The organism is Streptomyces sp. NPDC003077, from assembly GCF_040611095.1.
Lineage (GTDB): Bacteria > Actinomycetota > Actinomycetes > Streptomycetales > Streptomycetaceae > Streptomyces.
The window spans coordinates 1-23,116 of record NZ_JBEXNM010000030.1 but is presented as its reverse complement, the minus strand read 5'-3'; the positions used below and the strand labels follow the sequence as shown (position 1 = coordinate 23,116).

The window sequence follows — 23,116 nt, the reverse complement described above, 5'->3', positions numbered from 1 at the left end:
TACTGCTGGGGCGGCAGGCCCTGCTGCGGGGGCACGGGCGGCTGCACCTGCGTGGGCTGCGGCGGCGGGAAGCCGTAACCGCCGCCCTGCGCGCCCTGCGGAGCGGGCGGCGGCGGGGCGTACGAGGTCGCGGAACGCGTCAGGAAGTTGTAACGGCACTCTTCGCAGAAGGGGGCCACGCCCTCACGCGGGGTGCGGCACTGGGGGCAGAGTTCGGGCGCGGAGCCCTCCGGGCCACCGGGCGCACCGGGTCCACCCTGAGCGCCCGGGCCCGGTCCGCCCGGTCCGCCCTGAATGCCCGGCCCCGGACCCCCAGGCCCGCCGAAGCCACCCGGACCGCCGGGACCACCTGGCCCACCCGGACCCGGATGCGGCGGCGGGAAGCCGTACCCACCGCCCGGCCCGCCCTGCGTCCCCGGCGCAGCCCCCTGAGGAGGCGGCGGCGGACCGGGCTGCCCTTGGGGCGGGCCCCCGGCGGGCTGGCTGGACGGCGTGTTGAGGAACCCCGGGGGGAGGGAGGGCGGCGGGGGAACAGCGCCCGCCATACGGTGGCCGCACACCTCGCACCAGTCTTCGGCCACCGACTGGTGGCCGTTCGGGCAGGTCGGCATGTCGGTTCTTCCCCCTCCGTACCGTTGGGCATCGGTAGTACGTTCGGCGTTGCTGATTGTCTTGCTGCTTCGGGACTGCTTCAGGACTGCTCGGGACTGCTCGGGACTGCTTCAGGATTGCTTCGGTACTGCTTTGCTACTGCTCTGGCACTGCTCTTGTACTGCTTTGGTACTGCTTTTTGTTACTGCGCGCGGTACCGCATGATCGTTACTGCGCTGTCGGTATTGCGTGGCTGTCGGTACCCGCATCGCTGCGGGTACCGCGTGGCTATTTCTTGACGCGAACGGTCTTGGTCGACCGGGTTTCGAGTGTCATCTCGTCCGCTTCCGCGACCTTCGCTTTCAGTCGCACAGTACCTGTCGCCGCGTCGACGACGTCCACCACCTTCGAAAGCAGTTTCGCAGTGTCCTCGTTCCCCGAGGCGCTCGCCAACTGCACGGCACGTCCCAGCTTGGCCGTGGCTCCGTCGAGGTCGCCCGACTTGCGGGCGTCCAGTCCCTGCTGGATGGCCTGTGCCAGTTCGGCCTGCCCCGTGTAGTGCGCGACCTGCGGATTGATGGACGTGGACACCGCCATGTCGTCCGTCCACACGGCCCGTACGAGTCCCTGGGAGAGCGTCTGCGCCGGACCGCCGCCGGGGCCGGGGAGCACCAGGGAGACCCGGGCGGCCAGCATCTCCTGGCCCACGCCCGCGTCCGGCACGCGGACGCATATGTGGTAGTCGCGGGACTCGTCCCCCCAGGAGCCGGTCGGGTAGTCGCCGGAACGCGGTCCGGACGGGCTGCGACGGCCGGTCAGGTCCTCGACCGTGGGCGCGACCTGCTTGACGAAGACGACCTCCGCGTTCTGAGGGGTCCACAGCCGCAGACTGACGTCCGCCACCTCCTTGCCCATCGCGGCCTCCATCATCCGCGTGAAGTCCTCGGCGAGGTGGTCGGGGTCGGCGACGATGTCGGCGCTGCCCAGCAGGGCGGACGCGATGCCGGTGACCTCCTTGACCTCCCAGTCCGTGCCGACACCGCGGGCGTCACAGGTGAACCGTCCGGCACAGGCGTCCAGCGTGGCCCGCAGGTCCTTCGCCGACTCGTGCTCGTTGCGGCCGTCGGTGAGCAGGATGCCGTGCCGGATGGCGACGTCGGCGGAGGACAGCAGCCGGTCGGCCAGCCGCAGCCACGTACCGATGGCGGTGCCGCCGCCCGCCGTCAGCTTGCGCAGCGCGGCCTTGGCCTGCGAGCGGGTGGTCGGATCGGCGACGGCCAGCCGGCCGCCTCCGGGATAGACCTCGGCCGCCTGGTGGGTGCCGGCCACCACCGCGAAGGCCACCCCGTCCCGCACGGTGTCGATCGCGGCGGCGGTCGCCTCCCGCGCGTTGCGCATCTTGGTGGGCGGCTGGTCCATGGAGCCGGAGCAGTCGATCATGACGATGACGGCGGCGTTCCCCGGGATGGCCGGGTCCCGCATCCCACCGGTCGTCGCCGCGTCCGTACCGGCGGCGAAGAGCGGCACCCCGCCGGTCGTCCCGCCCCCGGTGGCGGTGACCGTCACGATGGCGTTGACCTCACGGCCGCCCTCGGGGAGGTACTCGTTCTGGTAGACCTCGGCCGAGAACCGCGGCACGTGGGATTTGGCGAAGTTGGCCATGTGGTCCGCTCCTTGAGGCTTCATGGTGGTAAAGCGACAAATGAACGTGAACGGGCGGAACTCCCGCGAACATGCTCGGATCTCGGCCGTGCCCCGGCCATCGTGCCGGTGGCGGTGCCGGTGGGCGCCATGGTGACGGCCGTCCCCGCACGGGAACGGCCGTGTGGCCGGGGGCCGGGACGGAGCCGCGTCCGACGGGCCTCCGCAGCCCCGCGTCCGCCCCGCCGCCACCCATCCACGGCCGTCCCCGTATGGGAACGGCCGCCGTCCGGACGTTCCGTCACCGCGCCGGGAACGGCACCACCGCGACGGTCACGTTGTCGTGGCCCCCGCCGTCCAGCGCGTGGCGGACCAACGTCCGTGCGCCGTGCAGCGGACGGATCCGGGCGTCGGCGGGCACCGCGGCGGCCATCTGCGCCGCGGACTCGGCGTAGTTCCACAGCCCGTCCGTGCACACCACCACTACACCCGGTCCGTCCGGTTCGAAGGAAGCGGTGTGCGGATCGAGTTCGTACGCGTCCGCGCCGAGCCACCCCGTGATGGCGTGCGCGCGGTCGTCCGCGTACGCCTCCGCCTCCGACATCAGGCGGTTGGCCACCATCTGGGCGGCCCAGGAGTCGTCCTCGGTGAGGCGGGCGGCGGGCGCGCCGCGGTCGTCGGGGATCCAGTACGCGCGGCTGTCGCCCACCCAGCCGACGGTCAGCAGGCCGCCACCGACGACCGTGCCGACGAACGTGCAGGCCGGAGCGTTCTGGTGCCGGTGCGGATCGTGTTGCCGGGGCTGGTGGGGTTCGTGGGCGAGGGCCGATACCGCTTTGGCGGCGGTGACGATCGCCTCGTGCAGGGCCTGCTGAGGGTGCGTGCCCTGAGGCAGCGCGGCGAGCAGCGAGCGGCTCGCGGCCTCGGAGGCGGCGGCCGAGGCGTCGTCCGGGCGGACCGCGGACGAGACGCCGTCGCAGACCACGGCGATCACGGCCGGCGCGCCGTCCGGCAGCGCCGTGCCGGCGACCGCGAAGAAGTCCTCGTTGCGGTGGTGCCGGTGGCCCCGGTCGCTGGCCGCCGCGACGCCCGGCAGCTCGCGTTCGAAGTGGTCGCGGACGCGGGGCTGGGCGTGGCCGCAGTTCTCGCAGTAGCCGTCCTCGGCGATGACGCCGGTGCTGCAGGCGGCGCAGACGGTGGGGCCGGGGACGGTGTGCTGGGCGGTGGGGGTGTCGTCGAGGGTGGGCGGGGGCGGGGGGTCGCTTGCGGGGGCCGGGTGAGGGGTGGAGTGCGGGGCTTGCGTGTACGGGTCCTGTGCGGGCGTTTCCTGTCCGTACGGGTCCTGTGCGGGAGGGCTTTGGACGTGCGGGCCTGAGGGCGTGGTGGGCGCTTCGTCCGGACGGTCGTCCGAGTGGTGGGCGTCCGTGGGGCGTGCGGTGTCGGTGATGCCCTCGTACCCGGCGATGCGCGGATCGGCGGCCCGCGGGTCGGTCGTGCCGGGCTCGTTCGCACGGGGGGCGGTCGCTCGGGGGTCGGCTGCCAGGGGATCGCCCTGCCGCGGATCGGAGGGGTATGAGGTGCCCGGCGGGGTGGCGTGAGGGGCGCCGGGGTCGTGGGAGGCGGTCGGGTACGGGGCGTTCGTGTGCGCGGGGTCCATGAGCGGTGCGTTCTGTGGCGCTTCCGTGTGAGGGGCGTGCGCGTACGGCGTACCGGTGGGCGGCCGGTCCGTGCGCGTGTGGCGGGGTTCGGCGGGCGTGGCTGAGGACGGGGTGCCGTATCCGGGAGGGGGCGGGGGCGGCGCGTATCCGGGCGGGGCGGGCGGAGTGGGGTGGCCGGTGCCCGGCGGGTGCTCGGGCAGTGGCGGGTGCGGCGGATGCAGGGGTGCCTGTGGTTGCGGGACGTGTGCCGCAGCGGGGGATTCCGGGGGGTGAGCGGCGGCCGTTGCCGGTACGCCACCCGCCGTCGGTACGGCGGTCGGGGACGAAGGAGCCGCCGGGGACGGAGATGCCGCAGGGGCCGGAGAAGTCGCCGGGGACGGAGAAGCCGCAGGGGCCGGGGGAGTGGCCGGGGCGTGGGGAGGAGCCAGCAAGTACTCGGGCGCTTCCGCGTACTCGGGTGCGTCCCCGTACTCGGGCTCCGTCGGGTACGCAGGCGCCGCCGCATACGAGGACGAGGCGACGTGCGCGGACGAGGTGACGTGCGCGGGCGGAGCGTCATGCGCGGGCGAGGCGGCGTGCGCCGGTGGGGCGACGGACACAGGTGGGGCGACGGACGCAGGGACAGAAGGGGCGGAAGGAGCGGAACGGGCGGAGGCCGGGGACGAAGGATGCGACGGCCCCGAATGGCCTGAATGCCCCGAAGCCCCTGACGGCCCCGAAGCCCCCGACGCCCCCGACGCCCCCTGTGACGGGCCGAAGGCGCGGCGGCGGGGGCCGCGGCGGAGGGCGACGGTGGGACGCTCCCCGGCCGCGGGCGTCGCCGGACCCGGCCGGGCGGCGCCGCACAGTCCGCAGAAGTTGTCCTCCGCTTCGAGCGGCTCGTCGCAGCTCGGGCACCGGGAGCCCCCGGTCACACGCACACCCATGTCACACCCACGTCCTGGGGCGGAAGCGGTTGGCCCGTTCCACCAGCTCGATCCTTTCCTCACCGCCCGGCGCCAGCCGCGCGAGCAGCCGGAACGACCGCTCCAGGCCGAAACGCAGGCCGCGTTCGTCCAGCTCGCTGCCGAGCAGCAGCGGCCGGGCGGGGCTTCCCCGGCCGCCGGGCGACCGCGTTCCGCCCTGCTCCCGGGCGCCTTGGCTCCCGGAGAGTACCCAGTCCAGCGCGGTTCCCAGTACTTCGGTCGCCAGCCTCTCGCGTCGCTGCGCGTCCAGGCCGGATTCGGCGAGCCGTTCCACCTGTTCGGCGGCGGCCCGCAGGTCGTCCAGCAGCGCGTCCCGGGCGGGGCGGCGGCGCAGCCGGGCGCGGACCGCCGCGATCCGGGCCGCCGTGTAGTGGATGGAGGATTCCGGTACGGACTCCAGGGCGGCGACGGCGCCCGCGCGGTCACCGGCCGCCAGCCGGACCCGCGCGAGTCCGAAGGCGGCGCTGACGTAGCTGTGGTCCGTCGTCCACACGAGGCGGTAGTAGTCGGCCGCGTCGTCCAACTCGCCCAGCGCCTCCGCGCAGACGCCCAGCGCCAGCTTGGGCGCGGGTTCCCCGGGGAAGGCGTCGTGGACCGCGTCGAAGGCCAGCGCCGCCGTCGCCCGGTCCCCGCGCGTCAGGGCCACCAGGCCGCGGTACCAGATCACCCGCCAGTCCTCCGGGTGAGCGGCTTCGATGGCCGACAGCTCCTCCTGGGCCGTCGCCGTGTCGCCCATCTCCAGCCGGGCCCGCAGGCCGCGCAGCCGCGTCTCCAGGGAGTGGGCGGGTGCCGCCTTCAGGGCCGTGAGCAGTTCCGCCGGGGCGGAGGCCGACAGGGCGGCGAGGAAGCCGGCGTCCGGATCGGCCGGGTCCACCCGGGGGACGGGCAGGGCGAGCACCGTCAGGCCGGTGTCCAGGGGACGGAGCGCGGGCGAACCGGGGGCGGGCGGTCGCGGGCCGGGCATCCCCGTGCCGCCGGTCGCGGGGGTCACCTCGTACGCCGCCTGGACGGGGAGGGCGGCCGGATCGGGCCCGGTGACCTGCGCCGTCCCGGCCCCGGAGGGCATCGCGACCCCACCCGGGGCGCCGGGGCCCATCGCGCCTTGGGTGGCGCCGACGCCTCCCGGCGCCCCGATACCCGCCGCCGGGCCGACCACCGCGGCAGCCGTTCCCGAGCCGCCCGCCGACCCCGCGCCGACCGACCCGGCCGACCCGCCCGCCGCCGTTCCGGAGCCGCCCGCCGATCCCACGCCGACCGACCCGGCCGACCCGCCCGCCGCCGTTCCGGAGCCGCCCGCCGACCCCGCGCCGCCCGCTGCCGGAACCGGTCCGCCTCCAGCCCGACGTCGCCGCGGCGCGACCGCCCGCGCCCCCAGCAGCGACGTGTCCCCCTCCCAACGGGCCACCACCTCGGTGTCCACCACCCGCAGTTCCGGCCCGAACAGTTTGGACAGCGCCGGGCGCGGCTCGCCCGTCCGCAGTGCCACCACCTCCCGCAGCACCCCCGTCAGCTGCTCCGCCATCTCCTCGGCGGAGGCGAACCGGCGGGCCGGGTCGGGGTCGGTGGCGCGGACGAGGAGCCGGTGGAAGGACTCGTACGTACGGAAGACCTCGACGGTGTCCGGGTCCGGGAGCGAGTCCGCGTAGGTGGTCGTGTAGCCCTGGAAGTCGAAGGTGAGGACGGCCAGGGTGCGCGCGACCGTGTAGAGGTCCGAGGCGACGGAGGGGCCGACCTCGGCGACCTCGGGCGCCTGGTAGCCGACCGTGCCGTAGATCGCGCTCTCCTCGTCGTCCATCCGGCGGACCGCGCCCATGTCGATCAGCTTGAGCCGGTCCTGCTGCTGGATGGCGTTGTCGACCTTGAAGTCGCAGTACAGGAGGTTGCGGCTGTGCAGGTGGTGCAGCGCCTCCAGCGCCTCGATGCCGTACGCGCACGCCTGGTCCACCGGGAGCGGGTCGCGTCGGCCGTCCGGGGTGCGCCGCTCGTTGGCGATCTCCTTGAGCGACTTGCCGCCGACGTACTCCATGACGATGTAGCCATCGAGGGTGCCCCTCGCGGGATTGGGGTGCTCGACGAAGTTGTAGATGCCGACGATGTTGGCGTGCTCGATCTCGGCGAGGAAACGGCGCTCGGACACCGCCGCCGCCAGCGCTTCCTCGTCCCCGGTGTCCAGCAGGCCCTTGAGCACCACCCAGCGGTCGGCGACGGCGCGGTCGATCGCGAGGTAGATCCAGCCCAGGCCACCGTGCGCCAGGCAGCCCACGACCTCGTACTGCCCGTGCACGACGTCGCCGGGCCGCAGTTTGGGGACGAAGCTGTACGGGTGGCCGCACTTGGTGCAGAACCCCTCCGTGCGGCCGGGCCGGTCCCCGCGCGAGCGGCCCACCGGGGCCCCGCAGTCGGCCCGGCTGCAGAACCGCCGCCGCTCGGGCACCTCGGGGTTCTCCAGCACCGCCGTCCTTGGGTCGGGCCGGGGCACTTCCGGCACCGGCACCAGGCCCGCCCCCAGCCGCCCGCGGCCCGTACCGGACCCCGCGGACTGGCCGGAGCTGCGCACCGAGACGGGCGTGGCCCGGGGGGACGTGCCGGACACCGACCGGGAGAGCCGCCCGGAGGCCGAGCGCCGAGAGGACGCGGAGCCCTTGGACGACGCCGAGCGCCGCGACGCCGCGGACTCTTTGGACGACGCCGAGCGCCCGGAGGCGGCGGGAGCACGGGACCGTGAGCCGGAAGCGGCCCGTCCGGACGAGGCCGACCGGGCCCCGGAACCAGCGGAGCCGGGAGCCCCGGAGGGATGCGAGGAACCACCGGCCCCGGAGGGCTCGTGGGACCCGACCGAACCGTTGACCCCCACGACACCACCGGACCCGACCGAACCACCGGCCCCAGCGGAACTGCTGACCCCGGCGGAACCACTGGCCCCAACGCCACTCCCGGCCCCAGCGCCACCCCCGGACCCGATCGAACCACAGGCCCCGACCGAACCACAGGCCCCGACACCACCCCCCACCGCGCCTTCCGCCCGAACAGGCGGCGCCAGCCCGCAGGCATCGCAGTACAGCTCCCCGCCGCCCACGTCCTCGTACCGTCCGCCGCAGCCCGGCCGCGCGCACGCGGCGCCGGCCCGCCCGCCCGTCACGATGTCCCCTTACGGCCCATGGTCCCCGTTCCCCCTGCCGTCGTACTGCCCCGGGACGTCCCGGCCGTCGAACCGCCCGGGTGCGTCTCCGCCCCTGCCGTCGTATCGCCCGGGTGCGTCCTCGCCCCGGCCGTCGTACCGCCCGGACGCGCCCCGCTCGCCGTACCCGTACGAAAGCCCGCCCGCGCCCCCACGCGCAGTCCCCCCGACAGCCCCGCCGCCATACGGATCGGACGCGCCCCCGCCCCTCCCGTCGTACTGCTCCGGTACGAGTGCCTCCGCCGCCGCCTGCTGGTAGCGCAGCACCGCGTGCTCGGCGGCCCGGAGGTCGCAGGGCGCGCTCCACAGCATCCGGCGGGCGGCGTCGTACCGCTCGATGAGCAGCGGGTCCTCGGCCATGCCGTGCCGGGTGACCTTGGCGCGGTACGCGTCGAGCCGGCCGCGCAGTTCGGCGCGTACGGCCAGCGGCGCGGTCACCGCCGTCAGGGAGGCGCGGGCCCGGTCGAGCTCGTCCTCGGCGCGCCGTTCGAGACTGTCCAGCAGCGGGGAGAGGCGGTGCCACTGGGCGCGGCGGCGGTATTCGGCGGCGGTGGCGAGCTGTTCGTGCAGCGCCGTCGAGGGGCCGGAGACGGCGGGCACCTCGGACGCGGCGATCTTGGCCAGGACCTCGCCGCGGGCCTGGCGCGCCTCGGTGAGGGTGCGGTCCGCCCGGGAGAGCACGTCGCGGAGCTGCATCAGCCGCCGCTCGGCGTCCTGCCGCACGTCCAGCACCGCCTCCACCTCGCGCCGGATGTCCTCCAGGGCGAGGGCCGCGCGGTCGTAGCGGGTGGTGTCCGGACGGCCGCCGCCCGGCGCGGAGCTGCCGGCGGCGGCCGGGGTCCAGAAGGCGAGCGGGTCGGAGACGACGTGCTCGCGCAACTGGGTGAGCTCGTAGGTGATCCGTTCGAGGTCGTCGCCCGCCGGGTGCTCGCCGGGGCGTACGCCCACGGAGTGGGCCAGCGAGCGGGTGCGGCGCAGTTCGGCGGCGAGCAGGTCTATCCGGGCGGGCAGCGCGGACCACACGGTGTCGGCGGCGACGATGACGTCCAGCGCCCGCGCGTACAGGTCGTTCATCCGCTGGACGAGTTCCTCCAGGCTGAGCTGCTCGCTGAGCCGGACCGGGCCGCCCGTCCGGTGGGCGGCGTCGCTCGCCATCGCGCCGGAGACCGTCACGCCGCTGCCGAGCAGCAGTTCGGTCAGTTCGGCGAGTTCGTCGGGGGAGGGCCAGCGGCGGCGTCCGCGGATCTCGCGGGCGGCGGCGAGCGCCTCCGTGTAGGCGTCGAAGTGCGCCCACAGCAGGGCGATCGACTGTTCGGTGGTGGCCCAGCGGTCCTTCGTGATGCCGGTCAGCTCGGCGCCCTCCAGGAGCCGGCGGCCCGCGTGGTCCTGCAGGGCCAGCAGGGAGGTCTCGATCGCCTCGTGTTCGGCGCCCAGCCGCAGCAGGGCGCGGTCCGCCTCCTCCCGGCTCATCACCGGGGCGTCGGGCCGGCCGGCAGAGCCGGGGACGGGTCCAGGGGCCCCCATCGATCACCTCTCCAAAGTGCGGGTGCCGCGCCGTGTTCGGCGTGCGGCGGTTGCGTCGGCGGCTCTCCCGGGGGTGGCCTTCGGGCCGTCCGGGCGGGCCGGGTCGGTGGTGCCGGCTCTCTCCATAGTTACGCCATCGGCCGGTTTGGTGCGGGAATCAATCGCTGTATTCGGGGGTCGGTGGCCCTGATATGTCCGGCAAGTCATCCTTGAGCCATGTACGGTACGCGGTCATCCACGGACTGCCCGCCCCGCCCCTTCGGTAGTCGTCCAACACCTTGTTGACCCGCCGGACGAGGTCGGTGTCACCCCTGTTCATCGCCACGCCGTACGGCTCCTTGGTGAACGGGGAGCCCTTCAGTTCGACGGTGGGGTCCTGCGCCGCCTGGGCCGCGGCCAGCGCGTTGTCCGTGACCACCGCGTCGGTCTGGCCGAGTTGGAGGCGTACCAGGCAGTCGAGTTGGTTGGGCACCGTCACCACCGTGGCGCCGTGCCGCCGCCGGGCCAGCTCCGCCTCCCCGGTGGAGCCGGCGGCCGTGCAGACCTTCTTGCCCTTCAAGGAGTCGTCGAACGCGAGCCGGGAGTTCTTGGGGGCCAGCACCTGCTGCCCGGCCAGGAAGTAGGCGGTGGAGAAGGCGACCAGCTTCTTGCGCGCGCAGTTGATCGTGGTGGTGCGCACGACCATGTCCACCTTGCGCTTCTGGAGGGCCGGGATGCGCTGGTTGGTGGGGATGGCGAGGAAGACGACCTTCGGGGACGGCCCGAGGATGTCCCGGGCGATCGCCCGCGCCAGGTCGATGTCGAACCCCTCCAGCCGGTTGGTGCCGGGGTCGCGGTAGCCCCACCGGTAGGTGTTCTGGTCGACGCCGACGACCAGTTGGCCCTTGGCCTTGATGCGGTTGACCGCCGGGCCCGCGCCGGGCGACGGCCGCAGGCTCTCGGCGGCGTTCTCCGGGGTGCAGGGCGCGGCGGCGGGGGAGGCCGGACCGCTCCGTCCCCGCTCCACCGCGTCCACCGCGGAGGCCGTCGCCCGCCCGGCCGGGTCCGGCCCGCCCGTCCTCGTCCCCGGCTCCCGGACCAGGACGGGGACGAGGACGGCCGCGGTCGCCGCCATGACGCACATCCCCGCCGCGACCGGCCCCAAGGCGGCCCGCAGATCGGCCGTCCGGCTCGCCCGCATCCTCATGCCCCCCTCACGTCGTTCCCCCGAACCCCCTTGGCGCGGGCTGCCCGAACCCCCATGGCACGGGCTCGCCGCCGCCGCGCCCGTCTGCGTCTGAGGACGCTTCCCCGGCTCCATCGGCCTCACCGGTACTCCGCGAGCCTGCGGCCGATGCCCAGGACGGCGCCGGTGGCGGCGATCACGGCCAGCACCGCGGCGCCTATGGACAGGCCGTCCAGCGCGGCGCGCCCGTCGTCCGCCGCACGCCGGAACTCCCGCTGCTCGTGGACGAGCGCCTCGCGCAGCTCGGCGTCCACCCGGTCGAAGGAGGCGCCGGTGGGCCGCTCGCCGCCGATCACCATCGCCAGCGCCCGTTCGTAGTCGCCCGCGTCGTCGGCGGCACGGGCCGCGCGGTGCCGGGACTGCCACTCCCGGACGTGCAGCAGGGCCGTCCGGACGGGGCGGCGGCCCGCCTCGTCGTCCGCCAGCGCGAGCGCCCGGCCCAGCCCGCTCTCCACCGCGGCCGGCCCCCGCCCCGGGCCCGCCAGCTTCTTCATGCCCGCGCGGTACCCGGCCTCGTAGAAGTCCTGCTGGTCGGCGGTGAGCACCGCGCCGCGTGCCACGAGGGTGAGGTTCTCGTCGCCGCGGGCCTGGAGGGAGTCGATGCGCGCCTCGTTGAGGACGCGCAGGGACTTCGCGCCGTGCTCGTAGGAATCCGCCAGGCCGGAGCGGGCGACGGCGTGCCCCGTCGCCAGCCACAGCAGGACCACGACGGAGGCGGTGGTGGCGGCCAGCAGGCCCCGGTTGAAGACGCGGTGGGTCCGGCGGTAGTCGCGCCGCTGGGCCCATATCAGGGCGGCCAGGGCGAGTACGCCGGTGCCGAGCGCGGCCCAGGGCCAGGACTTGGCGTCGGCGTAGTCCTCGTTCAGCCGGTCCGTCTCGGTGACGTACAGCTCCCGGGCGGCGGGGAGCAGGTGGCCACGCATCCGTTCGTTGGCGTACCGCAGGTACGCGCCGCCCAGGGGCAGGCCCTGCCGGTTGTTGGCGCGGGCCGTCTCCACCAGGCCGGTGTAGCGGGGGAGTTCGCTGTTGATGCGGGCTATCCGGCGGCTCGCGGCGCCGGAACCGGTGCTGTTGGCGGCGGCGCTCGCCAGCAGCTCGGACGCCCGCGCGATGTCGGCCTCATAGCGCTCGCGGGTGGCCCGGGTCTCCTTCGCCCCGGCCAGGAAACCGCTGGTCGCGGTGGTGTCGGCGTCGGCCAGCGAGCGGTAGATGTCCGCGGCGTCCGCGCTCAGCGGCTGGCTGTGCTCCACCACGTCCCGCGCCGCCGCCGCGCGCTCGGACACCTGCCAGGCCGTCACCGCCCCGAACGCCACCACCAGCGCGGCCAGCACCGCCCCGATCGCCCGCAGCCGACCGGGCTCGGTCGTGGCCGCGGCCCGCAGCCGCTCCGCCCCCTCGGCCCAGGCCGTGCGGCGGACGGCCGGAGGCGGGGCCTTGCCGGTCGGTGCGTAGGACACGGAACCTCCCCCTGAATCCGCGGACCCTCGACAGCGGACCCGCCCCGCGCGGCGTACGTACGCCCACGGGAACAGGTGCACGGTCAACAGCAGTATGGCGGCAGGCACTGACAAGCACACCGATCCTGACCGGATCATGTGGGCAACGGGCCGATACCGGTGGTCATTTGCGTGGGGCGGGGTGGGGCGTCCGCCGCGTCGGGCGGCCGGGCACGCGGAGGCCGGTCGTTTGCGAGACCCGCACGAACGCCTCCCGTCCGCCGCCCCGATGACGCCTTCGTGCCCACGGCCCCGACGACGCCCCGCGCCCCGACGCCTGCCTGAGCACCGCCCGTCGACATCGCCCGTCAACACCACCCCCATGCGGCCGATCAACGGCCCCCACTACAGTTGCCGAGGTCATGTGCATCCCGTCGAGGCGCGGAAGCGGCGCCGGTCCCGGCCGGTACCGCGCGCGGGGCGGGCGAGGCGGAGCGGAGTGATCGAGTGCGGGCCGTCCGCAAGGGCAGGGTGTCGCTGGTGGAGTCCGCGACCGACGAGATCCGCGGCCACGTCCTCGACGGCTCCTGGCCTGTCGGCAGCCGCATCCCCTCCGAGAGCGCCCTGTCCGAGGCGCTGGGACTGAGCCGGGCCACGGTCCGCGAGGCCGTACGGTCCCTGGTGCACGCGGGCCTGCTGGAGACCCGGCAGGGCGACGGCACGTTCGTGATCTCCGTCGACGACAGCGCGGTCGCGCTCCGCCGCCGCCTGGAACGCGCCGAACTCACCCATGTCACCCAGGTCCGCCAGGGCCTGGACGTGGTCGCCGCCCGCCAGGCCGCCAAACACCGCACGGACGAACAACTCGCCGCGATCGACTCCGCGCTCGCCCGGCGCGGGGCGGCGCTCGCCGCCGGCGACCCCGACGCGTTCACCGCCGCCGACGCCGACTTCCACGTCCTGGTCGCCGAGGCGAGCGCCAACCCGGTGCTCGCCGACATCTACCGCTCCCTCAGCACCGCCCTGCGCGCCGAACTCCGCCGCGCCGCCTGCCCGCTCCCGACCCCCACCACCGCCGACCCGCACACCCGCCTCACCGACGCCATCCGCGCCCAGGACCCGCAGGCGGCGGTGGACGCCGCGGTGGCGCTGCTCGCGGGGCACGTACGGGACTTGGCGCTGCCGCTGGAGGAGTGAGCGGGAGAACGAGCGAGGGCGCCACCGGACGGTCTGGGACCTGTCCGCCACCGCCTGAGCGGCCCGCGCGGCGGGGGCCGAAAGCTCACGCCCTTCGAAGGCGCGAGCCCCGGCATCCCCGCCAGGAGCCCCCTTCACCCAAACGCCCTCCGCAACCTCTCGTAAGCCCCCGCCCCCGCCCCCGCCCGGTCCAGGGCGTCCAGCGCCGCCCCCAGAACCGGCGGCGCGGTCACCACGTGCGGGATCGCCTTCGGCGCGCGTTCGGCGAGGAGCTGAAGGACCCGGTCGTGCAGAAGAGGGTGCTGCGCGGCCAGGACCCCGCCCCCCAGCACGACGGGGACCGGCTCGGACAGCAGGTCCAGCCGGCCGAGCGCGACCGTGGCCAGCACCGCCACCTCCTCCGCCTGCCGCCGCACGAGGGCGCGGGCCACCGGGTCCCCGTCCGCCGCGACGGCGAACAGGACGGGGGTCAGCTCGTGACGGCGCTCCTCGAAGGAGAGGCGGCCGAGATGGAACGCCTCGATGAGCTCCGGCATCCCGGACACCCCGAAGTGCGCCGGGATCGCCTCCGCCAGGGCGCTCGGCTCGCCGCGGCCGTCGTCCGCGCGCGCCGCCCACCACACGGCCTCTTCGGCGAGGTGCCCGCCGCCGCCCCAGTCGCCGGATATCCGGCCGATGGAGGGGAAGCGGGCGGTGCGTCCGCCGTGGCCGAGGCCGGCGCAGTTGATGCCCGCGCCGCACACCACCGCGACGCCTACGGGGTCGCCGGTGTCCGGCACTCCGGCGCGCAGCAGGGCGAAGGTGTCGTTGCGGACGGTCACCGTCCGGGCCCACCCCCGGGAGGCGATCTCCGCCGTGAGGGCGTCCTCTTCCGGCGGCAGGTCGGCGTTGGCCAGGAAGGCCGACACGTGGTCCACCGGGCCGTCGGTCCCGGCCGTGGCCAGGACCGACGCGATCAGGGGCGCCACGCCGTCCACGGCCCGCGCGGTGCCCACGACGGGCGGCTGGAAGCCGCCGCCGCGGGCGGTGGCGAGCACCGTTCCGTCCGCGCCCACCAGGGCCACGTCCGTCTTGCTGTTGCCCGCGTCGATGGCGAGCGAGGTGCCGGTCAGGCCCACGTGAGGTGCTCCCGGTTGTGCGCGATCAGGTCGTCGGTGAGCCGGTCCGCGTAGGCGATCTGGCCGATGAGGGGGTGGGCGAGCAGGGCCTCGAAGACCCGGTCCCGGCCGCCCTTGAGCGCCGCGTCCAGCGCCAGGTGCTCGTATGCGGTGACGCCTGCGACCAAACCGGCGTACAGCGGCTCCAGCGGGCGCACGGGCACCGGGCGCGGGCCGTGCGCGCCGACCGCCGCCGGGACCTCGATGACCGCGTCGTCCGGCAGGAACGGCAGCGTGCCGTTGTTCAGCGTGTTGACCACCTGGATGTCGCCGGTGTCGCGCAGCAGGGAGGAGGTCAGAGCCACGGCGGCCTCGGAGTAGAAGGCGCCGCCGCGCTTGCCCAGCAGCTCCGGCTTCTCGTCCAGCGCCGGGTCGCCGTACATGTCCAGGAGCTGCTTCTCGATCGCGGCGACCTCGGCGGCGCGCGACGGCTTGCTCTTCAGCTCCCGCACGACCTCGTCGTGCTGGTAGTAGTACCGCAGGTAGTACGAGGGGACGACGCCCAGCCGCTCCACCAGGGAGCGCGGCATGTGCAGGTCCTCGGCGATGGCGTCGGCGTGCTCGGCGAGCAGCTTGGGCAGCATGTCCTCGCCGTCGACGCGGACCGCCCGCTCCCAGGTGAGGTGGTTCAGTCCGACGTGCTCCAGCTCCACCTGGTCCGGCGTGACGTCCAGCAGTCTGGCGAACTTGCGCTGGAATCCGATCGCGACGTTGCACAGTCCGACCGCCTTGTGCCCGTGCGTGAGCAGGGCGCGGGTGACGATGCCGACCGGGTTGGTGAAGTCCACGATCCAGGCGTCCGGGTTGCGCCGCCGGACGCGCTCGGCGATGTCCAGCACGACGGGGACGGTGCGCAGCGCCTTGGCCAGGCCGCCCGCGCCGGTGGTCTCCTGGCCGACGCAGCCGCACTCCAGCGGCCAGGTCTCGTCCTGGTTGCGGGCGGCCTGCCCGCCGACGCGGAGCTGGAGCAGCACCGCGTCCGCGCCGTCCACGCCGGCGTCCAGGTCGTCGGTCCAGGTGATGCGTCCCGGGTGGCCCTGCTTGGCGAAGATCCGCCGGGCCAGGCCGCCGATCAGCTCCAGCCGGTCCGCGGCCGGGTCGATCAGGACCAGCTCCGTCAGCGGCAGGTCGTCCCGCAGCCGTGCGAAGCCGTCGATGAGTTCGGGGGTGTAGGTCGAGCCTCCGCCGACCACTGCGAGCTTCACGGGAATCAGCCCTTTACTCCGGTGAGGGTGACGCCTTCCACGAAGGCCTTCTGTGCGAAGAAGAAGATGATGATGACCGGGGCCATGATCAGAAGAGTCGCGGCCATGGTCAGGTTCCAGTTCACGTTGTGCGCGCTCTTGAACGATTCGAGTCCGTACGACAACGTCCAGGCGGCCGGATTCTGAGCGGCGTAGATCTGCGGGCCGAAGTAGTCGTTCCAGCAGTAGAAGAACTGGAAGAGCGAGACGGCGGCGATGCCGGGCTTGGCCATCGGCACGATGATCTTCAGCAGCGTGCGGACCTCGCCGCAGCCGTCGACCTTCGCCGACTCGATGTACTCCTTCGGGATCGTCAGCAGGAACTGCCGCAGCAGGAAGATCGAGTACGCGTCACCGAAGGCCATCGGGATGATCAGCGGCCACAGCGACCCGGACAGGTGCAGCTGCTGCGCCCACACCAGGTACATCGGGATCACGATGACCTGCGGCGGCAGCATCATCGTCGAGATCACCAGCAGCATCGCCGTACGCCGCCCGCGGAAGCGGAACTTCGCCAGCGCGTACGCCACCGGGATGGCCGACCCGACGGTGAACAGCGTGCCCAGCAGCGCGTACATCAGCGAGTTGCGCCACCAGTCCAGGAAGCCCGGCGTCTCGAAAACCTTGGCGTAGTTCGACCAGTTCCATTCATGCGGCCACAACTCGCCGCTCATCGCCTGATCGTCGTTCATCACCGACGTGAGAAAAACGAACACGAACGGCAGGACGAAGAACAGCGCGGCGGCGATCGCGACGGAATGCACCGCGATCCAGTGCAGGACGCGCTTGCGCCGGGCGCGGGCGGTGGCCGGTGCGCCGCGGCGCCCCGTACGGGATGGGGCGGAGCCCGGCGCGGTCAGGGTGGTGGTGGTCATGTCGATCAGTCCTCCGCCTGGAGCAGGCCCGCGCGCTTGCGCATCAGCAGGGTGGTGACGGCCATGGCGATGGCGAAGAGCACGAGCGAGAGCACGCACGCGGCGCCGGTGTTGAAGTTCTGGAAGCCGAGCGAGTACACGAGCTGCGGCACCGTGATCGTGGAGTGATCGGGATAGCCCGGCTGGATGACCGAACCGGGACCGATCGAGACCCCGGATGCCAGCTTTCCGGCCACCAGTGCCTGCGTGTAGTACTGCATCGTCTGCACGACCCCGGTGACCACCGCGAACAGCACGATCGGCGTGATCGACGGCCAGGTGACGTACCGGAACCGGGCCCACGCCCCGGCCCCGTCCAGCTGCGCGGCCTCGTACTGCTCCTTGGGCACGTCCAGCAGCGCCGCCATGAAGATGACCATCAGGTCGCCGATGCCCCACAGGGACAGCAGCACCAGCGACGGTTTGGCCCACGCGGGGTCGTTGAACCAGGTCGGCGCGTCGATGCCGACCGCGCCCAGGATCTCGTTGACCGGACCGGTCGCCGGGTTCAGCAGGAAGACGAACGCGACGGTCGCGGCCACCGGCGGCGCCAGATACGGCAGGTAGAAGGCCGTGCGGAAGAACCCGACCCCCGACTTGATCTTCGTGACGAGCAGGCCGACACCCAACCCGAAGACCACCCGCAGCGCCACCATCACCACGACCAGCCACAGCGTGTTCCACAACGCCGGGCCGAACAGCGGCATCTGCGTGAAGACGTACTTCCAGTTCCGCAGCCCGACGAATTCCGGCGGCTTGATCTGGTTGTAGTGCACGAACGAGAAATAGACGGTGGCCAGCAGCGGATAGGCGAAGAAGACCGAGAAGCCGACCAGCCAGGGGGAGAGGAAACCGAGCGTGCGCAGCCGCTCGCGGAGGTGTTTGCGCCGCAACTCCGGCGCGATGGTCGCCTTGTCGGCGGTGGTGAGGGACATGGCGGTCGCTCCGTCAGTTCTCGGCCTGGAGGGTGTCGGCGTTTATCTGGGCGTCGAGTTCACGAAGGCCCTTGTCGATGTCCCGGACTTTCCCGGCCTCGACGGAATACGAGAAGTCCATGAAGGACACGACGTACTGCCCGCCATTGGTGGAAGGAGGCAGCGCCGTACTGTGCTCGTTCGCCATGATGTCGAGGAAGGAACGGAACGTCGGATCGGCGTCCAGCTTCGGCGACTTCAACGCCGCGTACGTCGACGGAATGTTGTGGATGGCATTGGCGAACCGCACCACCTGATCGGTGTCCGCCGTCAGGAAGCGGACGAGTTCCCACGCGGCGTTCTGGTGCTTACTGCTGTGCGCGATGCCCGCCACGGTGCCGGTCAGGAAGCCCCGCCCGTACGTATCCGCCCGGTCGTCCGGCACCGGCAGCGGCGCCGTGCCCCACGCGAACTTCGCCTTGGCGTCGTTCAGCATCAGCCCGCGCCATTCCCCGTCCAGGTGCATCGCGAGCTTCCCGGTCAGGAATCCGTTCTGCGAGGACATCTCGTCCCCGAACGACGCCCGCAGCTTCTCCAGCGCGTCGAACCCGCCCTGCGACCGCACCAGCTCGCCCGTCGTCCGGTAGAAATCCTTGACGGCCGGCTCCTTCGCCAACCGGGACTTCCCCTTCGCGTCGAAGTACTCCGGCCCCCACTGCGCGAAAAAACGGTCCGGGCTGTTCTGGTACAGCCGGAAGTTCGGCATGAAACCGGCCCGCTCCAGATCCCCGTTCTTCTTCCGCTTCGTCAGCTTGGCCGCGTCCCGCTTCAACTCGGACATCGTCCGCGGCGGCCGGGATATCCCCGCCTCCTCGAACGCGTCCTTGTTGTAATACATCCCGAACGCGTCCGCGAGCAGCGGCAGGGCGCACTGCGTCCCCTTGTACCGCGTGTAATCCAGCAGCGTCTTCGGGAACACCTTCTCCTTGACCATCCCCGTCCGCTTCATGAACGGGTCGAGGTCCACCCACATCCCCGAAGAGCAGTACTGCCCCACGTTGTTGGTGGTGAAGGACGACACCACGTCCGGCGCCTCGTCACCCCCCGCCCGCAGCGCCTGGTTCATCGTCGCGTCGCTGACGTTCCCGGTCGCCTCGACCTTGATGTTCGGGTGCAGGTCCTCGAAACGTTCGATGCTGTCGTTGATCGCCTTGACCTCACCGTCCGCCGACCACCCGTGCCAGAACTTCAGCGTCACGGGTTTCGTCGGATCATCGCGGTCGGAGCCGACACTCGGGTTGGCACAGCCCGACGCGAGCAGGCCGGCACCGACGAGCACGGCGGCCACATATCGGCGCATGCGGGTTCGCGGCATGGCGCACTTCCTTTATGGCAGGAGGAATTCCGGAAGGGGGGATGGGGGAGAGCAGGAGCGGGGGAGCGCGGGGCGTAATAAGGGGTGGGGCGTGTAGGCGGGGGCGTACGCGTACGAGGTGCCGCCGACCACCGCGCCGCGGACTTGTCGGCCGTACGAGGCGCCGTTCGTCACCAGGGACGCGAACGAGTCCCCGACGGCCGCCGCGTCACCAGCCGTCACAGCGGACGCGGACGAGGCGGCGTTCGTTACGAGGGACGTGGACGCGGACGAGGTCCCGACCACCGCCGCGCCACCACTCTCAGGCCCGAAGGCGCCACCCGACAGAGACACGCCCTCCGAGGCACCCGCCGCCCGCCCGGCGGCCTCAAGCCGTATCGAAGAGGGCATCGCGCGCCTCGGCGAGCGCCACGCGCAGGGCGCCGGTCAGGATCGGATTGCCGTCGAGGTCGCTGATCCGCAGCTGGGGCCGCGGCAGCGCGAGCCCGGTGAACTCCTCCTCCACCAGCACCCGCAGCTCCTCCCCGCCGGCCTGGGCGACCTCGCCCGACAGCACCACCAGCCGCGGGTCCACGACGGCGACCACGGCCGCCAGGCCGGTCGCCAGCCGGCGCGCGACCTCCGCCCGCACCGCGGGCCGGGCCAGCGCCTCCGCGACCGTACGGGCCTGCGGCAGCCCGTAGTCCCACGCCAGCTCGACCACGTTCGGCGACCCGACGAGCCGCTGGAACCCACCGCCGCCATCGGGCCGCGCCGCACTGAGGTCGCCGCCCCGGGACAGCGGTGCCCCCGGCAGCGGCATGTAGCCGATCTCGCCGGCGCCCCCGGTGGCCCCGCGCAGCAGCCGGCCGCCCAGCACGATGGCGGCGCCGACGCCCTCGTCGACCCACACCAGGACGAAGTCCTCGACCCCCTGCGCGGCACCGTCGTGCTGTTCGGCGACGGCCGCCAGGTTGACGTCGTTCTCGATGACGATCGGCACGCCGAGCTCGGCCGCCAACTCGTCCTTCAGCGCGCGCGACTGCCACCCCGGGAGGTGGGGCGCGTACCGCAGCAGCCCGGTCTGCGGGTCGAGCGCGCCGGGCGTGCCGATCACCGCGCCGTGCAGGTCCTCACGCGTGAGCCCGGCCTCGTCCAGCGCGCCGTCCACGGCCCCGGCCACCAGCCGCGCGGTCCGGTTCGGCGTGTCGGCCTCCACCGCGTCCGTCCCGACCCGGCTCTCGCCGAGCACCCGCCCGGTGATGTCGGCGACCACGGCACTGATCCCGCCCTGGTCAACGGCGAGCGCGGCAACGTGCCCGACCTGCGGATTGATCTCGTAGAGCTGCGCGTTGGGCCCCGGCCGCCCGGTCACGTTCCCGGTCGTCCGCACCAGCCCCGCGGCCTCCAGGCGGGCCAGCAACTGCGACGCGGTCGGCTTCGACAGCCCGGTCAGCTCCCCGATCCGGGTCCGGGTCAGCGGCCCCTGCGCCACGAGCAGGTCGAGCGCCGCCCGGTCGTTCATGGCCCGCAACACCCGCGGCGTGCCAGGAGTGTTCCGCACTCCGTGCCCTCCGCCCATGACGCCCGCCCACCTGCTCCCGACACCACGGCCGGGTGCCTGCCCGGACGCCGTGTCATTGGTCTGTTAGGAAACTTTCCAATCGGTGAACAGGAAGGTAAGCGCCGTGTCAGTGCGGCGTCAATGGTTTGGTCCAATCCATTTCTCGGGGGCAGTCGAGGGGGATCGGGTTTTTGGGGTGCCGAAGACGACCGGACGATGTCTGGGAGATCCAGTCCAAGGGTCACTCCGCAACGGTGCCCTCTGGCGCAGGAGGCTGCGTGCGGGGACTACCAGCACTGGTCGGGTTGCTACTTCGCAGCCGACGACGTGTACGGACTCCTCATGAACTGGGCGCGCGGCGCACGTGGATGCCGAAGAGTTCTACGTCTGAGGTAGGAGCCCGGTGACCGCAACGAATCAGAGCGGGTGTTGGCTGGGGCGCTCGCTACCAGAAGAGTGGAGGACGAGCTCCCTCCTTTCGGCGCCACCGGGTGCGGGATGGCGCGGCTTCGGGCCCCAGGCGGCAGAAGGCCCGCCCTCCCCGGTCCCGGACCAGGAGGACGGGCCCCGTCACAAGGCCGAGCCGCCGCCCTACTTCCCCAACCGCGGCCCCGTCCCGTTCCCCGCCCCCGGTGCCGGAGAGGCGCCCGGGAGCGCCGGCGGGATCGGGGATGCCGCCACGGACTGCGGCGAGGTCGGGTTGGCCAGGGCCGACGGGGCGGCGACCGAGGCGGTGGGGTCGGGGGCCGGTTCGGGGTCCTCCGTATCGGCGGGGCGGGGGCCGAGGCGGATGCCTTCGGCGTCGAGGGCCTTCTTTATGCGCCAGCGGAGTTCGCGTTCGACGGCGGTGGCCTGGCCGGGCATGGTCTTGGCGCAGACGCCGATGGTGACGGAGTCGAGGTGGACCTCGTTCAGGCCCAGGACCTCGACGGGCTTCCACAGTTGCTCGTTCCACGGCTCGGCCTGGGACATCTCGCGGCCGACGGCGGTGATGACCTCGCGCGCCCGGTCCAGGTCCTGGTCGGCGCCGATCTGGACGTCGACCATGGCCGTGGACCAGCCCTGGCTGAGGTTGCCGATGCGTTTCACCTCGCCGTTGCGGATGTACCAGATGGCACCGTTCTCGCCGCGCAGCTTGGTCACGCGCAGGCCGACCTCGATGACGGTGCCGGTGGCCACGCCCGCGTCGATCTCGTCGCCGACGCCGTACTGGTCCTCAAGGATCATGAAGACACCGGAGAGGAAGTCGGTCACCAGGTTGCGGGCGCCGAAGCCGATGGCCACGCCGGCCACGCCCGCGCTGGCGAGCAGCGGCGCGAGGTTGATGTTCAGGACGGACAGGACCGTCAGGGCGGCGGTGCCCAGGATCACGAAGGACGCGACGCTGCGGAGGACGGAACCGATGGCCTCCGAGCGCTGGCGGCGGCGTTCGGCGTTGACGCGCAGGCCGCCCAGCGCCGAGCCGGGGGCGGCGGCGCCGCGGTTCATGCGGCCGATGAGACGGGTGATCGTGCGCCGTATCACATGGCGCAGCACCACCGCGATCACGATGATCAGGACGATCCGCAGACCGGCGACCAGCCAGTTCGCCCAGTTCTCCTGGATCCAGCCGGCGGCGTCGCCGGCTTTCTCCGTCGCTTCGTCCAGCGAGCTGGGGCCGGACGACTCGGTCGCGGACACGAGTGACGCGGTGGCCGGGAACGTCGACCAGGGCACAGCGGGAACCTCCGTAAGGCAAGGGGCCCGGGACACGACCGGGCTCCGGGCAGACCATCCACACTAACGGGGCAACGGGTGCGATCCGCGCCGCTGTTCGAGGGACAAGGGCCCGGACGGAGGGAAGTAAAGAGGTGTGGTCGAAAACACCCCGGGCCCGTTACCCGGTCGTGGTGGCGCCGCGACCAGGCACCGGGGGACACTGTGGGGAGATCGTCCCGGCGCGAGCCACGCGCCGCCGGCGTACAAGGAGGCACCCGTGCCGCATGTCCTGGTCCTCAACGCGTCGTACGAGCCGCTCGGCGTCGTACCGCTCCGCCGCGCGCTCATCCTCGTACTCAATGAAAAGGCCGTGAGCCTTGAGGAGTCCGGCGCCCTGATGCACAGTGCGACCCGCGTGATACCCGCCCCCAGTGTGGTCCGCCTCAAGCGGTTCGTGCGGGTGCCCTTTCGCGGTCCTGTACCCCTGACCCGCCGTGCCCTGTTCGCCCGCGACGGCGGACGGTGCATGTACTGCGGTGGCGTCGCAACCAGCGTCGACCACGTCGTTCCACGCAGTCGCGGCGGACAGCACACCTGGGAGAACGTGGTGGCCGCGTGCCGCCGCTGCAATCACGTCAAGGCAGACCGCCACGTCGCCGAGATCGGCTGGCGGCTGCGGCATCAGCCCGCCCCGCCGTCAGGACTGGCGTGGCGGATCATCGGCACGGGGCATAGGGACCCGCGCTGGCTGCCATATCTGCAGCCGTACGGCGCGGATGACGCCCTGGCCCGGATCGACGCCGTATCGGCGTGACCGGGCCTTTCAGTTGCCGTGGCGCGCGTGCGGACCGGTCGG

16 protein-coding genes and 1 pseudogene are annotated in these 23,116 nt (G+C 73.0%); 3 read left to right on the top strand and 14 right to left on the bottom strand.

Annotation, left to right across the window (positions count from 1 at the left end):
• Positions 1-879: 879 nt before the first annotated feature.
• The 5 genes and pseudogenes from ABZX96_RS20640 to ABZX96_RS20620 form a co-directional block, all read right to left on the bottom strand.
• Complete coding sequence (locus ABZX96_RS20640; RefSeq protein ID WP_355546402.1) at positions 880-2,253, bottom strand: VWA domain-containing protein; 1,374 nt, start codon at positions 2,251-2,253, stop codon at positions 880-882.
• A gap of 280 nt (positions 2,254-2,533) precedes the next feature.
• Complete coding sequence (locus ABZX96_RS20635) at positions 2,534-3,889, bottom strand: protein phosphatase 2C domain-containing protein (RefSeq protein ID WP_355546400.1); 1,356 nt, start codon at positions 3,887-3,889, stop codon at positions 2,534-2,536.
• A 928-nt stretch (positions 3,890-4,817) separates the two neighbouring features.
• On the bottom strand, positions 4,818-7,994 hold the full coding sequence (locus ABZX96_RS20630; RefSeq protein WP_355546398.1) for a tetratricopeptide repeat protein: 3,177 nt from the start codon (positions 7,992-7,994) through the stop codon (positions 4,818-4,820).
• 249 nt (positions 7,995-8,243) lie between these two features.
• Positions 8,244-9,557: pseudogene (locus ABZX96_RS20625) on the bottom strand (hypothetical protein); the annotation flags it as partial.
• A gap of 157 nt (positions 9,558-9,714) precedes the next feature.
• Positions 9,715-10,680 (bottom strand): glutamate ABC transporter substrate-binding protein, encoded by a 966-nt coding sequence (locus tag ABZX96_RS20620; RefSeq protein WP_355546494.1) that lies wholly within the window; start codon positions 10,678-10,680, stop codon positions 9,715-9,717.
• Here ABZX96_RS20620 and ABZX96_RS20615 point away from each other — a divergent pair.
• On the top strand, positions 10,670-10,837 hold the full coding sequence (locus tag ABZX96_RS20615; protein ID WP_355546502.1) for a hypothetical protein: 168 nt from the start codon (positions 10,670-10,672) through the stop codon (positions 10,835-10,837). The genes ABZX96_RS20620 and ABZX96_RS20615 overlap by 11 nt on opposite strands.
• 25 nt (positions 10,838-10,862) lie before the next feature.
• On the opposite strand, the gene ABZX96_RS20610 is transcribed toward ABZX96_RS20615, so the two are convergent.
• A complete protein-coding gene (locus ABZX96_RS20610; protein ID WP_355546396.1) occupies positions 10,863-12,239 on the bottom strand; it encodes a hypothetical protein in 1,377 nt (458 codons plus the stop codon).
• A gap of 519 nt (positions 12,240-12,758) precedes the next feature.
• Between ABZX96_RS20610 and ABZX96_RS20605 the strand changes: the two genes are divergently transcribed.
• On the top strand, positions 12,759-13,415 hold the full coding sequence (locus ABZX96_RS20605) for an FCD domain-containing protein (RefSeq protein WP_355546394.1): 657 nt from the start codon (positions 12,759-12,761) through the stop codon (positions 13,413-13,415).
• Positions 13,416-13,549: 134 nt separating this feature from the next.
• Here the strand turns inward: ABZX96_RS20605 and ABZX96_RS20600 are convergent, their stop codons facing one another.
• The 8 genes from ABZX96_RS20600 to ABZX96_RS20565 all read right to left on the bottom strand — a co-directional run bounded on the left by ABZX96_RS20600 (position 13,550) and on the right by ABZX96_RS20565 (position 22,242).
• On the bottom strand, positions 13,550-14,533 hold the full coding sequence (locus ABZX96_RS20600) for a BadF/BadG/BcrA/BcrD ATPase family protein (protein WP_355546392.1): 984 nt from the start codon (positions 14,531-14,533) through the stop codon (positions 13,550-13,552).
• A complete protein-coding gene (locus tag ABZX96_RS20595; RefSeq protein ID WP_355546390.1) occupies positions 14,524-15,777 on the bottom strand; it encodes a 6-phospho-beta-glucosidase in 1,254 nt (417 codons plus the stop codon). The genes ABZX96_RS20600 and ABZX96_RS20595 overlap by 10 nt, the downstream gene beginning before the upstream one ends.
• Before the next feature lie 5 nt (positions 15,778-15,782).
• Entirely contained in the window at positions 15,783-16,691 is a 909-nt protein-coding gene (locus ABZX96_RS20590; protein ID WP_355546388.1) for a carbohydrate ABC transporter permease, read from the bottom strand.
• A gap of 5 nt (positions 16,692-16,696) precedes the next feature.
• Complete coding sequence (locus ABZX96_RS20585) at positions 16,697-17,665, bottom strand: sugar ABC transporter permease (RefSeq protein ID WP_355546386.1); 969 nt, start codon at positions 17,663-17,665, stop codon at positions 16,697-16,699.
• Between the two features lie 13 nt (positions 17,666-17,678).
• The gene (locus ABZX96_RS20580) at positions 17,679-19,019 is read right to left on the bottom strand and encodes an ABC transporter substrate-binding protein (RefSeq protein ID WP_355546384.1); all 1,341 of its coding nucleotides are present in this window, start codon (positions 19,017-19,019) and stop codon (positions 17,679-17,681) included.
• Between the two features lie 12 nt (positions 19,020-19,031).
• A complete protein-coding gene (locus ABZX96_RS20575; protein WP_355546382.1) occupies positions 19,032-19,409 on the bottom strand; it encodes a hypothetical protein in 378 nt (125 codons plus the stop codon).
• Positions 19,387-20,523, bottom strand: a complete 1,137-nt coding sequence (locus ABZX96_RS20570; RefSeq protein WP_355546492.1) for an ROK family transcriptional regulator — start codon at positions 20,521-20,523, stop codon at positions 19,387-19,389. Before ABZX96_RS20570 ends, ABZX96_RS20575 begins: the two co-directional genes overlap by 23 nt.
• A 630-nt stretch (positions 20,524-21,153) precedes the next feature.
• Positions 21,154-22,242, bottom strand: a complete 1,089-nt coding sequence (locus ABZX96_RS20565; protein WP_355546490.1) for a mechanosensitive ion channel domain-containing protein — start codon at positions 22,240-22,242, stop codon at positions 21,154-21,156.
• Positions 22,243-22,537: 295 nt separating this feature from the next.
• Here ABZX96_RS20565 and ABZX96_RS20560 point away from each other — a divergent pair, with 295 nt between their 5' ends.
• On the top strand, positions 22,538-23,074 hold the full coding sequence (locus tag ABZX96_RS20560; RefSeq protein WP_274915681.1) for an HNH endonuclease: 537 nt from the start codon (positions 22,538-22,540) through the stop codon (positions 23,072-23,074).
• Positions 23,075-23,116 lie beyond the last annotated feature (42 nt).